Origin of the sequence: Phenylobacterium sp. RIFCSPHIGHO2_01_FULL_69_31, assembly GCF_001824475.1 — a bacterium.
Taxonomy (GTDB): Bacteria; Pseudomonadota; Alphaproteobacteria; order Caulobacterales; family Caulobacteraceae; genus Phenylobacterium.
Window position 1 is genome coordinate 117,868 of the sequence record NZ_MHXN01000013.1, and the last position, 12,206, is coordinate 130,073.

At 66.9% G+C, this 12,206-nt stretch carries 12 protein-coding genes and 1 tRNA gene; 9 read left to right on the forward strand and 4 right to left on the reverse strand.

All coding sequences use genetic code 11. From position 1 onward, the window contains the following. The first annotated feature begins 29 nt into the window (after positions 1-29). The 7 genes from A2790_RS09120 (at position 30) to A2790_RS09150 (ending at position 6,317) form a co-directional block, all read left to right on the forward strand. Positions 30-962 (forward strand): NAD-dependent epimerase/dehydratase, encoded by a 933-nt coding sequence (locus A2790_RS09120; RefSeq protein ID WP_293390268.1) that lies wholly within the window; start codon positions 30-32, stop codon positions 960-962. Next, positions 959-1,714 (forward strand): glycosyltransferase, encoded by a 756-nt coding sequence (locus A2790_RS09125; RefSeq protein WP_293390271.1) that lies wholly within the window; start codon positions 959-961, stop codon positions 1,712-1,714. Before A2790_RS09120 ends, A2790_RS09125 begins: the two co-directional genes overlap by 4 nt. 8 nt (positions 1,715-1,722) lie before the next feature. Then, entirely contained in the window at positions 1,723-3,258 is a 1,536-nt protein-coding gene (locus tag A2790_RS09130; protein ID WP_293390274.1) for a hypothetical protein, read from the forward strand. Between the two features lie 177 nt (positions 3,259-3,435). Continuing rightward, positions 3,436-3,525, forward strand: a tRNA-Ser gene (locus A2790_RS09135). 115 nt (positions 3,526-3,640) lie between these two features. Next, complete coding sequence (locus A2790_RS09140; protein WP_293390276.1) at positions 3,641-4,873, forward strand: FAD-dependent monooxygenase; 1,233 nt, start codon at positions 3,641-3,643, stop codon at positions 4,871-4,873. 2 nt (positions 4,874-4,875) lie between these two features. Further along, on the forward strand, positions 4,876-5,229 hold the full coding sequence (locus tag A2790_RS09145) for a nuclear transport factor 2 family protein (RefSeq protein WP_293390278.1): 354 nt from the start codon (positions 4,876-4,878) through the stop codon (positions 5,227-5,229). Further along, complete coding sequence (locus A2790_RS09150) at positions 5,226-6,317, forward strand: phosphotransferase (protein WP_293390281.1); 1,092 nt, start codon at positions 5,226-5,228, stop codon at positions 6,315-6,317. Before A2790_RS09145 ends, A2790_RS09150 begins: the two co-directional genes overlap by 4 nt. A gap of 3 nt (positions 6,318-6,320) precedes the next feature. Here A2790_RS09150 and A2790_RS09155 read toward each other — a convergent pair whose 3' ends face one another. Then, on the reverse strand, positions 6,321-7,946 hold the full coding sequence (locus A2790_RS09155) for a radical SAM protein (RefSeq protein WP_293390284.1): 1,626 nt from the start codon (positions 7,944-7,946) through the stop codon (positions 6,321-6,323). A 67-nt stretch (positions 7,947-8,013) separates the two neighbouring features. After that, positions 8,014-8,223 carry a hypothetical protein gene (locus A2790_RS09160; protein WP_293390287.1) on the reverse strand — a complete coding sequence of 70 codons (210 nt, stop codon included), beginning with the start codon at positions 8,221-8,223 and terminating at the stop codon, positions 8,014-8,016. Positions 8,224-8,435: 212 nt separating this feature from the next. Between A2790_RS09160 and A2790_RS09165 the strand changes: the two genes are divergently transcribed. Further along, positions 8,436-9,926 (forward strand): NAD(P)/FAD-dependent oxidoreductase, encoded by a 1,491-nt coding sequence (locus A2790_RS09165; protein WP_293390290.1) that lies wholly within the window; start codon positions 8,436-8,438, stop codon positions 9,924-9,926. A gap of 67 nt (positions 9,927-9,993) precedes the next feature. Next, the gene (locus tag A2790_RS09170; RefSeq protein ID WP_293390293.1) at positions 9,994-10,479 is read left to right on the forward strand and encodes a hypothetical protein; all 486 of its coding nucleotides are present in this window, start codon (positions 9,994-9,996) and stop codon (positions 10,477-10,479) included. A 70-nt stretch (positions 10,480-10,549) separates the two neighbouring features. On the opposite strand, the gene A2790_RS09175 is transcribed toward A2790_RS09170, so the two are convergent. Further along, positions 10,550-11,329, reverse strand: coding sequence for a hypothetical protein (locus A2790_RS09175; protein ID WP_293390296.1), 780 nt, complete (start codon positions 11,327-11,329; stop codon positions 10,550-10,552). A 460-nt stretch (positions 11,330-11,789) separates the two neighbouring features. After that, positions 11,790-12,206, reverse strand: a 417-nt coding sequence (locus A2790_RS09180) for a hypothetical protein (protein ID WP_293390299.1), incomplete at its 5' end; no start/stop codon positions are given.

Sequence of the window (12,206 nt, forward strand, 5' to 3'; positions counted from 1 at the left end):
CAACTCCGGCATGGTGGCGGGGACGGGTCGTGGCCGTTACTGGCGCGACTGGATTCATCGGCCGTCATCTCATCAGCGCGCTCAGATCGCTGGGAGCCGAGATCCACGCGCTCGCTCGGCGGCCCGAGGCGCAGGGGGGCCTAGGCTACACGGCGCATCGATGGTCGTTGGAGGAAATCGACGGCGGCCTGGCCGTCCTGCGAGAGGTAAGACCCCACGTCGTCTTCCATGGCGCCGTACATCGCGGTTGCGACCCGGCCAGCGTGGAGCCTCTTGGGCAGTCAGGGCTAGATGATGCGCTTCGCATCACCACGGAAGGGGGGCGCCGCCTGTTGATGGCGTGCCGATCTGCGGACGTCCAGAAGGTCGTGGTGCTGGGAAGCTCCAGCGAGTACGGACCTCACCCCACCGCCTTGCGGGAGGACATGCAGGACAACGCTGTCTCTGAGCATGGGGCGTCTAAAGCCGCGCTGACCAAGGCGATGCGGGAAATGGCCAAGGAGGGGCTGAATGCCGTGTCCCTGCGGATCTTCTACGCCTACGGCCACGGTGACGACCCGAGGCGTTTCATCCCAACGGTCATCCGCGCAGCCCGGACGAACGACCTAATCAGGCTGACGCCACGGGGTTTTGTAAGAGACTATGTTCATGTCGATGATGTTGTGACCGCCTGCCTACGTGCTGGAGCCCTCAACCTGCGGCCCGGCGAAGTCATCAACGCGGGGACCGGCGTTGGCACGGACAATCATGACGTAGTAGCGATGGTGCAGAGCCTATGCGGCGGCAGGCCGACCAATGTGCGGGCGGATTTCCCACCCCGGCCCGCTGACCACTCCGAGTGGAGGGCCGATGTCCAGCGGATGCGCACGCGGCTGGGGCTAACAGAGACGATCGAAGTGAAGGCCGGTCTCGCCCGTTTGGTTCGGGAGAGCTTTGCCTTTGCGCCGCCGGCGTTGGAATGAACTCTCCGTCCATCAGCTTCGTCTCGCCGGTCTACGGCAATCGTGCGTCGTTGCGAGCGCTGTGCGAGCGCATCGGCGAGGTCGCTTCCCAATCCTGGCCAGGCGATCGGGTCGAGATCATCCTCGTCGACGACTGTTCCCCGGACGGCGCTTGGTCGGAGATCCAGAGTCTGGCGTCGAGTATGCGGCATGTCCGCGGCCTGCGGCTTCGCAGGAACGCAGGGCAGCATGTCGCGGTATTGTCCGGCTTTGCCTTCGCCAAGGGACAGGTCGTGATCTGCTTGGACGGTGATCTGCAGGATCCACCCGAGGCGGCGCCTGCGCTGAGATGCGCACTGGTGGACGGCGTCGATGTGTCGTTCGCGGGGCGCCGGGGTGTCTACCAGTCTATCCCGGCGATGATCACATCTACCCTATATCGCATGCTAATTCTGCGCCTCATCGGCCTTCCCCGCGATGCGGGCATGTACTTTGCCTGTACGAATGCGGCCGCCGCCAAGCTTCTCGACGCACGGGTGAACTCCCCCTCAGTCATCGGATTGATCGCGGCTTCGCTTCGCTGTCGGAGTATTCCGGTCGAGAGAAGCAGCCGCGCGTTGGGGGTTTCCAGCTACGACTTTTCTAAGCGTCTGCGTGCTGCGCGGCGCGCCCTCGCGACCTACGTCCTCGCTCGCCGCTCTGACTCGGCTGTTCGACCTGTCAGAGAGCAAATTGCTGAGCTCATTGTGGAGGATACAGCGTCCCGTTCATGAGGGCAGGTGTGAAGGACATCTTGCTGGCCGCTGCGATAGCCGTCGTTGTCTTGCTTCACGGCGCTTGGCTCGCCCGCATCACCCCCTTCAACATGGGGGACGAGGGCTATCTTTATTACATTGCTTGGCGAGTTCAGCAGGGTGCTCGCCTCTTCGAGGATATCGAGCTCTTCACGTATGCTCCGGGGCTGTTCCAGCTCTGGGGTGAGTGGTTCGATCTGTTCGGACCAACCGTCGCCTCGGGCCGGGCATTGGGCGTCTTGCTCGCAGCCCTCAACGTTGCGCTCTCCTATGGCGTAGCACGCGCTCTGGGGCTTCGGTTTGGCCCCGCGATCGGGATCGCGGCCGTTATTCTGTTGTCTTACCCGTGGCTCTTCCGCGGCCATATCCTCCTGCTCAGCCAGCTTGCCTTGCTCCTATCGCTGTTCGCGCAAAGCTCCGCCGGGCGGCTACCGCTAGCTTTGCTGGGAGCCCTTGTGATCGTCGGCGCGGCAGTGCGAATCGACGCTGCCGCCACGGCCGGCGCTCTGGCCTTCGGAAGCGTCATGCTTCGTCTAGAAGCGCACCGGAGCTTAGCCAAGCTCGGCTCCGACGTTTTGGCGGGGCTGATCGGAGCCACACTCGCAGGGCTGGCCGTGGCGCTTGCCTACTCGCAAGTGGGGGTTCTGGCGGGGTGGTTGGGACAGCTTCGCGACTTCGCCGGCTTTGCGCATAGCCGGAGCGTCGCCTGGTACAAGCTGCCGTTCCCGCGGCTCGGCGGTCCCGGAAGCGACCTTATGACCCTACTCATGCTCTCATCGGCTGCGTGGCCCTTGTTGGGCGTTGCTGCCGCCTTCTACAAGCGCTGGCAGAGCGCCTCGCCGGAATGGCGGAAACTTGCCCTGCTCTCGCTGTTCGCCGTCGTTAATCTACCGCAGTTCCTGATCGAGCGACCGGACGGAGCACACCTTGCCGACCGCGCCTTCGCGATCGTTTTGCTAATCGCGGGTCTCTTGAGCGCCGCGGGTCACAACCGCCACCTCCGCGTTGTCGGTGCGGCGGGAATGATTTGGCTCGCGGCGCTCGTTGTGTGGTCGTTCCGCGACGCCGGGACGCTGCATGGCGCGGCACGCGTTCCTGCATTAGCAGTGATGCTGGCCGGCGAACCGGTCCCTTTGCCTGAAGATCGCCACCTAGTTGTGGCGTTACAATACCTTGATCGCAATCTCGGGCCGCAGGAATCACTCGCGAGCTTGCCGTTCGCCCCCGGTGCGAACTTTGTTTTGAAGCGGCCCATGCCAAGCCCGCAGGTGAACTTCTTCCCTTTCAACCAGCAGCGCGTGGGAAGCGAAGATGCACTCCGGCGTGGCCTCGCGGCGCCGACTCTAAGGTATGTGTTGCTGCAGCCTGACTTTCAAATGTCGCCCGATCCCCGAGCCAACATCTCCTGTTACGCCCCCCGACTCGCCGCGGATTTGAATCGCTTCGGAAAAATCAATCAAAGCGAACGTTGGTGGGTGCTTCAAAAGGGCGGGCGATCGATTTTCCCGGCCAGGGCTTGTTGACGCGATTAGGCTAGTGTCGGGAATTCCTTCGTGATGCGGCGGTCGATTCAATGGCCCGTTGCCGAGCGCGGCGCGTTTCGCTAAGGAGGGCTCCCATTCGGAACAGCTCGCGCTGTCGGCGGTGCATCGGAGCCAATGCTACCGCGGGGACGGGAGAAAACCCGTTAAAAACAACAAGGTGACGTGGCCGAGTGGCTGAAGGCAACGGTTTGCTAAATCGTCATACTCGAAAGGGTATCGAGGGTTCGAATCCCTCCGTCACCGCCACTTCCTCCTGAGAATCCTGCACAGCCCCCGGCCGCTTACGGGGCTTGGATGACGCCGCGTCCGGCGTGATCCTCTCTGCGCGGCGCTGCGTGAGACGGCGCGCGAGGGTGGACGCATGGGAAGCTATGACCTCGTCATCGTTGGTGGCGGCATCGGCGGGTCGGCGCTGGCGACCGTGATGGCGCGGGCCGGGCGCTCGGTCCTGCTGCTGGAGCAGTCGGAAATCTACGAGGACCGGGTGCGCGGCGAGTGGATCGCGCCCTGGGGCGTCGACGAGGTGAAGCGCCTCGGCCTCTACGACCTGCTGCGGGACGCCGGCGGCCACCACATCACCCGCCACGTCACCTACGACGAGCACGTCGATCCGGCCATCGCCGAGGCCGCGCCCACGCCGTTGGGACTGTTTCGGGAGGGCGTGCCCGGCCCCCTGTGCCTGGGCCATCCGCACCATTGTCAGACGCTGTTCGATGCGGCCGCCGCAGCGGGGGCCGAGACCCTGCGCGGCGTGCGGGTGATCGAGAGCCGGGCGGGCGCCGATCCGCAGGTGACCTTCGAGGCGGCCGGGGAGACCCGCACCGCCTCGGCCCGGCTGCTGGTGGGCGCGGACGGGCGGACCTCGCAGGTCCGGGAGGCGGCGGGCATCGTCCTGCACCAGGATACGCCGCACCACTGGTTCGCCGGGCTGCTGGTCGAAGGTGTGGACGAGTGGCCCGCCGACCTGCAGGCCATCGGCACCGAGGGCGACTTCGGCTTTCTGGCGTTTCCGCAGGGCGGCGGCCGGGTGCGGGTCTACGGCGGCTACGCCCTGGACGAGGCCAAGCGGTTCAAGGGGCCGGATGGCCCGCAGCGGTTCCTGGACGCCTTCGCCATGAAGTGCAGCCCTGCGAACCGCCACATCGCCGCCGGCCGCCCGGCCGGACCGCTGTTCAGCTACATCAACGCCGACGCCTGGACGGACCGGCCCTTCGCCCCGGGCGTGGTGCTGGTGGGCGACGCGGCGGGCTGGAACGACCCCATCATCGGCCTGGGACTTTCCATCACCTATCGCGACGTGCGCCTGGTCACCGAGATCCTGAAGGCCTCGGACGACTGGTCCGAGGCGGCCCTCGCTCCCTACGCCGAGGAGCGGGCCGAGCGGATGCGCCGCCTGCGGATCGCCGGCCGGCTGCAGGCGGCGCTGGACATGGAATTCGGGCCCGAGGCCTCGGCGCGCCGGCGGAGCTATCACGAGCGGGGGGCCGTCGACCCAACCCTTCGCCTGCATTCGATCGCGGTCATGGCCGGGCCGGAGCTGGCGCCGCCGGAGACGTTCACCGACGCGCACCGCGAGCGGGTGCTGGGAGCCTGAGCATGGACATCGCCGACTTCAACGCCCGCTGGCTCGCCGCCTGGACCGCCAAGGACGTCGACGCCCTCTGCGCCTTCTATGCCGAAGACTGCGTCTATCGGGATCCTCAGACCGCCGGCGGCCTGACGGGCAATGCCGCGCTGCGGGCCTATCTCACCGGCCTCTTCGCCGCCACGCCGCCCATGACCTACACGCCGGACGAGACCTGGCCGATCCCGGGCGGGTTCTGCGGGCGTTGGTACTGCGAGATCGGGCCGGGCGGGTCGGGCGGCCGGCTGCGGGGCTTCGATCTCGTCGTCCTGGATGGCGACCGGATCGCCCTGAACGAGGTCTATGTCCACCAGATGCCCGCATGACCGCCACCCTCTTGAAGCCCGACATCCGCCGCCCGGGGGCCATCGACGCCGCCTGGCTCACCGCTGTCCTCCAGAATGCGGGCGTCGACGCGGTCGTCTCGGGGTTCGAGGCGAAGAACGTCGGCACCGGTCAGATCGGCGAGAGCGTCCGGTTCCGCCTCCGCTACGAGCGGGAAGGCGAGGGCGCGCCGGCCTCGCTGGTGGGCAAGTTTCCCTCGCCCGACGAGACCAGCCGCGGCACCGGGATCATGCTGGGCAACTACCTGCGCGAGGTGCGCTTCTACCAGCAGCTCGCGCCCAGGGCCCTGGTCCAGACCCCGCGCTGCTGGTTCGCCGACACCGACGAGACGGGGGGCGAGTTCGTGCTGATGATGGAGGATCTGGCCCCGGCCGAGCAGGGCGATCAGCTTCGGGGCGTGAACCTTGGGCAGGCGAAGCTGGTGGTGGAGCAGGCGGCCCGCCTGCACGCCGCCTTCTGGGGCGACGAGAGCCTGGACGACCTCCCCTGGGTGCAGGGCTCCAAGGCCGCGCCCGCCAGCGCGGTCACGCCGGAATTGGTGAGTGGCCTCTGGCAGGGCTTCCGCGCCCGCTACGCCGAGCGCCTGCAGCCGCAGTGGATCGAGATCGGCGAAGCGCTCACCAGCCGCTGGAGCGCCTTCAGCGAGCGGACGCCCGGCCCGCGCACGCTGGCGCACCACGACTTCCGGCCGGACAACATGATGTTCGGCACGCCGGCCGGCGGTTATCCGGTGACGGTGCTGGACTGGCAGTCCTTCACCTATGCGGTCGGCGCCACCGACGTGGCCTACTTTCTCGCCGGCGCCCTGCCGCCCGACGTGCGCCGGGCCCACGAGGCCGAACTGCTGGCGCTGTACCTGCGCGAACTCACCCGCCAGGGCGTGACGGGCTATGCCATGGACGACCTTCGCCGCGACTACGGCGTGGGCGCCTTCCAGCTCTTCCTGACCGCCTTCTTCGCCTCGATGGTGGTGGTCCAGACCCCGCGGGGGGACGACATGTTCATGCAGATGCTGGGCAGCGCCTGCGACCACATCGCCGACCACGACGCCCTGCTGGCGCTGGCCTGAGGCTTACGCCGCCGCAGCGTCCAGCGCGTCCAGCAACACCCGCTGGTGGCGCGTGATGAAGGCGTTGCGTTCGTTGACGACGGTCTCCAGCGTCTGGGCGCACAGGCGCCGCAGCTGCTGGGGATCGGGCCGCCGGCCGACGCCGGCCTCGTGGAAGTCCGCGAGCTGCTCGACCACCCGCAACAGCGCCGCGTTGCTCTCGGCGGTGCGGCGTCGCAGCGTCGCGTCGTATGCGTCGGTGTCGGGCAGGCGCGGGAACAGCTTGCGGATCACCGCGACCTCCGTGTGCGCCCAGCCGAGCTGGAGGGTCAGGGCCTGCGGGCCGTGCACCCAGCCCGTCACCTCCACCACCTGAGCCAGGTCGGCGTAGAAGGCGTCCAGCTTGGGGTCGAGGAAGTCGTAGTCGGGGGCGCAGACGTCGCCCTTCAGCCGGCCGCTGGCGGCAAGCGCGTCCTTGATGGGCGTCCCATCGTAGGGAAGCATCTTGCAGAAAGTGGCGGCCGCGCAGCCGTCGCCGATGATCTGGCGGAGGAATTCGACATTGGTCCGCACGGAGGCGAAGGTGCTGGAAGGGTCCAGCAGCATGAAGCCGTATTCGAAGCGGATGCCGAGGTCCTTCAGCATCCGCACGGCCGCGAGGTTCTGATCGACCGAGATCTCCTTGTTCAGAGTCACGAGGCCCTGCGCGTCGCCGGACTCCAGGCCCATGTAGATCATGTAGAGGCCCGCATCGCGCATGCGTGACAGCAGGTCGACGTCCACGGCGTCGGCGCGGCAGTTGAGCTTCCAGATGACCTTGCGCGCGAGGCCGCTGGCCTCCAGCTGATCCACCAGATCGTGGGCCCAGGCGCGCCATTTGGGGCCGAACATCGGGAAGTCGTCGTCCTGGAAGAGGAAGACGGTGATGCCGCGCTCGTCGTGCAGCATCTTCATCTCGCGGACCACCTCGGTGGTCCTGCGCAGCCGCACCACCTTGCCTGGGGCGGTCCGGTAGAAGGTGTGGATCGAGCAGAACGAGCAGGTCCGCGCGCAGCCCCGGCTGGCCAGGATCGGCATGCCGCGCCGGCCCAGCACCTCGGTGGCCTCGAAGTCGCGATCGGGGAAGGGCAGGTCGTCCAGGTCGTGGGCGAGGTGGCGAGGCGGATTGGCGGTCACCCCGTCGTTGCGGCGGTGGACGAGACCCTGGATGCCGCGCCAGTCCTCGCCGGCGCGGAGGGTCTCGACGAGTTCCAGCAGGGTCTCCTCGCCCTCGAAGCGGACGATGCTGTCCAGCTCCGGCGCGGCGATCATGGTCTGCTCGAAGCTTAGCGTCGGATAGTGGCCGCCCATGGTGAAATGGCAGCCGACGCCGGCCAGCCGCAGGCGGCGCATGAGGTCGTCATAGCGGCGGATATAGTACTGGAAAATAAGGGAGAAGCCGACCAGCATGGGGTCGGCCTCGGTGACCTGCCGCACGATCTCGGACGGTGGTTGCTCGATGTCGATCACTCGCACGTCGAACCCGGCGCGCCGCAGCACCGCCGACAGGTAGCCCAGCCCCAGGTTGCCGATCTTCTGGAAGCCGATCAGCGCGACGACGCCGCGCGTGTCGACGCCCGGCGCAGGCGCGCGGGCAAGCAGAGAGGTCATTCCACCGCTCCTGATGAGAAGAGACGCGAGGGGCGCCGGTCGCGCCCGCTCGCAGGGACAAGGCGGTCTAGCCTTTGGCGCTCAGGACCTTTTCAAAGGCCTCCGTCGCCCGGATATGGGCCTGCATCGTTTCGCGATGCAGCTGGACCTGGATTCGCGCGATCTCCAGGATCTGCCGGTTATCCAGGATGTCGATCAGATAGGGCCAGGGCACCGGATCCCAGATGGGGATGGGCCGGAAATCCAGCCGAGACGCGAGCCGTTCGGGTTGGGACATGCCTTGCTCCTGTCGTGGTGGTGGGTCCCCCGACCTTTGCAGTGCGAGCAACTCGACCGTAGCATGCGGTCCACCACTTACGGAGGAGTGGAATCGATGTTCACGCAACGTTGATACGCGAAGGGCGGACTCCGGGGGCGGCGCGTTTCGCGGCTGGTAAGTGAACGGCGATCAGTTATTTTGCGGCCAACGAACAGGGGGCGGAACTGCGAATGACGACCGAGCACTTCGACGCGGTGATCGTGGGGGCCGGGCTCTCCGGCGTGGGCGCGGGCTATCACCTGAAGACCGCCTGCCCCGACCGCAGCTACGTGATCCTCGAGGGCCGGGACGCCATCGGCGGCACCTGGGACCTGTTCCGGTATCCGGGCATCCGCTCGGACAGCGACATGTACACCCTGGGCTATGCCTTCAAGCCGTGGACCGAGGCCAAGGCCATCGCCGACGGCCCCTCGATCCTGGGCTATGTGCGCAAGACGGCCGCCGAGAACGGCATCGACCGCCACATCCGCTTCGGCCACATGGTCAAGCGCGTGAGCTGGTCCACCGAGGCGGCGGCCTGGACGGTCGAGGCGGAGGTGGCCGGCAAGCTGACCCGCTTCACCTGCAGCTTCCTGTTCCTGTGCGGCGGCTACTACTCCTACGAGGGCGGCTACACCCCCGACTTCCCGGGCGTCGACCGCTTCAAAGGCCGCCTGGTGCACCCGCAGAAGTGGCCCAAGGACCTCGACTATTCAGGCAAGAAGGTCGTGGTGATCGGGTCGGGCGCCACGGCCGTGACCCTGGTGCCCGAGATGGCCAAGACCGCCGCCCACGTCACCATGTTGCAGCGCTCGCCCACCTACGTCGTCAGCCGTCCGGCCGAGGACAAGATGGCGAACAACCTGCGCAAGTGGCTGCCGGGCAAGCTGGCCTACGACATCGTCCGCCTGCGCAACATCCTGTTCGGCATGTACTTCTTCAAGCTGGCCCGCGAGAAGCCGGCCGCCGTGAAGGCCAACATCCTGAAGATGGTCCGCGAACAGCTGGGCCCCGACTACGATGTCGATAAGCACTTCACGCCCACCTACAACCCCTGGGACCAACGCCTGTGCCTGGTGCCGGACGCGGACATGTTCCGCGAGATCAAGAACGGCCGGGCCTCTGTCGTCACCGACCACATCGAGACCTTCACCGAGACGGGCATCCGCCTGAAGTCCGGCGAGGAGCTGGAGGCCGACGTGGTCGTCAGCGCCACCGGCCTGGTGCTCGAGGTCTGGAACGGCGTCGAGGTCAGCGTCGACGGGCGCAAGATCGATGCATCGCAGACGCTCTCGTACAAGGGCATGATGTACGAGGGCGTGCCGAACATGGCCTCCGCCTTCGGCTACACCAACGCCTCCTGGACGCTGAAGTGCGACCTGACGTGCGAGTACGTCTGCCGCCTGCTGAACCACATGAAGAAGACAGGCCTGCGTCAGGCGACGCCGGTCAATACCGACCCCACGGTGCAGTTCGAGCCGTGGCTGGACTTCTCGTCCGGCTATGTCCAGCGGGCCATGGCCAAGTTCCCCAAGCAGGGCAACAAGGCGCCGTGGCGGCTGGACCAGAACTACGCCAAGGACCTGATGAACCTGCGCTACGCCAAGCTGGACGACGGGGTGCTGCGCTTCACCAACCCGGTGGGGCAGGCGGTCAAGGCGGCGGAGAAGATCGCGGCCTGATCGGGGCTGGCGTCGCGGCTCCCGCTGCATTACAAGTGTAATTCTTAGAGATCTGCGGAGCGTACCCTTGCAGCGCGTGCGGCGGCGCCGGCTGACGGCCGGTCAGAAGGTGGTGTTCGGCCTGGCCGCGGCGATCGCCGTGGGCCTGCCGGGCTGGCTGATCACCCAGAGTTATCTGGGAAAGCGCGAGGCGGCGCTGTTCCTGGCCAGCGAGGCGGTGGTCGACGGCCCGCCGTGCCCCAGCCTCACGGAGGCGCAGTTCGACGCCCAGGGCCTGAAGGCGCCGAAGGCCACCTTCTACGAAGGCGTCGGCTTTGCCCGGCAGTTCGGCCATATGGAGTGCCGCGCCCTGCGCTATGGCGCCGGGTGGGGGACGCGCGTCTATCCCGTCTGCCAGTTCACCAGCCCCAAGACCCTGGTGATCACCACGCCCAAGGGCGTGTGGCGCTTCGAGCCCGGGCCGGGCCAGCCGGCCACGGTCGGCGTCCCGAACGGCCAGGCGAAGTGCGTCATGGCCTCCAACTTCACGATCAAGGCCCTGACAGCGCGCTGATCGCCCCTAGTGTGCTCCGCGAGCGGACGTTTCTAACGTCGCTGGAGGGTGGGTAGCCGACGTACGCGGCTTATTCGCCGCAGCGGAGGTCAATGGTCGCCTGCTTCCGGGAAGCGCCTAGCCGGGCCTCGAAGGTGAGAGAGCCTGCGCACCCGACCTCAGAGAGCCACAGGCCCTTCACGGCACGCCCGGTCGTGGATGTCAGCGTCGTGGCGATTGTTTTGGAAGCTAGAACCCGGCCGCGAGCGTTGCGGACCGTCAGTTTCAGTGGCGTGTCGATGTGAGCCGCGCCGCGGTTGGAGATTACATCGACCGTGAAGAGCGCGTCGTTAGCGACCTCGCGGGCGTCCCCTTCGGCAATGATGATGTTCCACGCCGCGAACGACGCCGGGGGCGCAATGTTCTCGGACAGGTTGCCCGTCGCTTCGTACCACAGGCGCACTTGTAGCGCCCCAAGGCTCGGCTCGGGTGAAGAGCTGCGAGCGGCGTCGGGTGCGGACGTCTCGACTGCCTTGCCCAGAGCTGACTCCGCGACATCCCACTCGTACACGCGGCCGCTGGCTGTCTCGATCGCGTACCAACCTGCGTTGGTGCTGCAGATCCCGCCGCAGTCGGGCCGGAAGCCGTGCAGCGCAAGTACGTAGTAGCCTCTCGGACTATCCTGCCGGCCGACGACGTCGCAGAAGGCGATCTCGCGAGCATCGAACCCGTCTTGATTGGCTACGGCGGCCTTGATGCGCTCGCAGGCAGCTCGCGAATTCCTCACCCCCGCGCCCGCTAGCGCTTCCGTTGGCAGAGCGGATGCAGCCGAGAGCCAGCAGGTCCCGATCGCGATGGTGGTCGCTGTCACGCGCCTCATCGTCCGAGCTTAGCCGCGCGAGCAACGTCTGCAACGGGGATGCGCGAGCCGTCCCTACATCTCAGTCCGGAAGCCGACCCCGCGAACGGCTATGGAGGGTGGGTAGCCGACATTGACCCGCAACGCTGCCGGGGCGACCCTCTAAGGATGACCGACCCCGAAATCGCCACGACCTGGATGAGGAGGCACTGGCCTCTCTTGGTCGCGCGCTGGGCCGTATTCTCGCTGGTCCTGGGTGGCATCGCCTTGGCGACGGGCACCGGCCTCGGCACTTCTGCTGTGCTGGGCGTGGTCGGCGGAGCGGTGCTCAACGCCGCTTGGTGCTGGGTAGCTTAGAGGTCCGCTAAGGGTCGCGCCCCGTCATCGGCGGCCTGCCGCACATCGGACATTCGGAGTCAAACCGGCAAACAGACCTCGGGACGTTCGGCGGGGGTGGGAAGCGGACGGTGTTCTACAGGGCCTCGAAGAGCCGCTTGCACGCCTCGCGGACCAACGGCTCCGCCCATACCTGAGCCTCGTCGTGCTTCTGGTCTTCCGTGGGCCGCACGTCCGGATGCCAAAGCTCCCTTCGGTGGCCGAGTGGGATATCGTCCGTCTCGCTAGTCACCCCAACCATGGGCGTCAGGAAGCGCCTGAGATCGTCGGGTGCCTCACCCTCGAAGGCCACCAGCGCCCATGCGGCCTCCAGCGGCAACAGCCGCCCCTGAAGAAAATCCGTCGCGATTGTTCGGAGTTTCGCGCGCCGAGCCGAGTTCATCACGCGATGATGCGGCGTGGACAGAACGTCCGCAACTGATGCTGTGGACGGCTCTCCACCACCCGCGGGAGCATAGCTCCTGCTGAAGAGGAGGAGAGCATGGGTCAGGTG

Bases quoted from the DNA above. Each gene is read 5' to 3' on its own strand.
- A2790_RS09125 (WP_293390271.1), top strand. From the start codon at position 959: ATGAACTCTCCGTCCATCAGCTTCGTCTCGCCGGTCTACGGCAATCGT.
- A2790_RS09140 (WP_293390276.1), top strand. From the start codon at position 3,641: ATGGGAAGCTATGACCTCGTCATCGTTGGTGGCGGCATCGGCGGGTCG.
- A2790_RS09145 (WP_293390278.1), top strand. From the start codon at position 4,876: ATGGACATCGCCGACTTCAACGCCCGCTGGCTCGCCGCCTGGACCGCC.
- A2790_RS09150 (WP_293390281.1), top strand. From the start codon at position 5,226: ATGACCGCCACCCTCTTGAAGCCCGACATCCGCCGCCCGGGGGCCATC.
- A2790_RS09155 (WP_293390284.1), bottom strand. From the start codon at position 7,946: ATGACCTCTCTGCTTGCCCGCGCGCCTGCGCCGGGCGTCGACACGCGC.
- A2790_RS09160 (WP_293390287.1), bottom strand. From the start codon at position 8,223: ATGTCCCAACCCGAACGGCTCGCGTCTCGGCTGGATTTCCGGCCCATC.
- A2790_RS09165 (WP_293390290.1), top strand. From the start codon at position 8,436: ATGACGACCGAGCACTTCGACGCGGTGATCGTGGGGGCCGGGCTCTCC.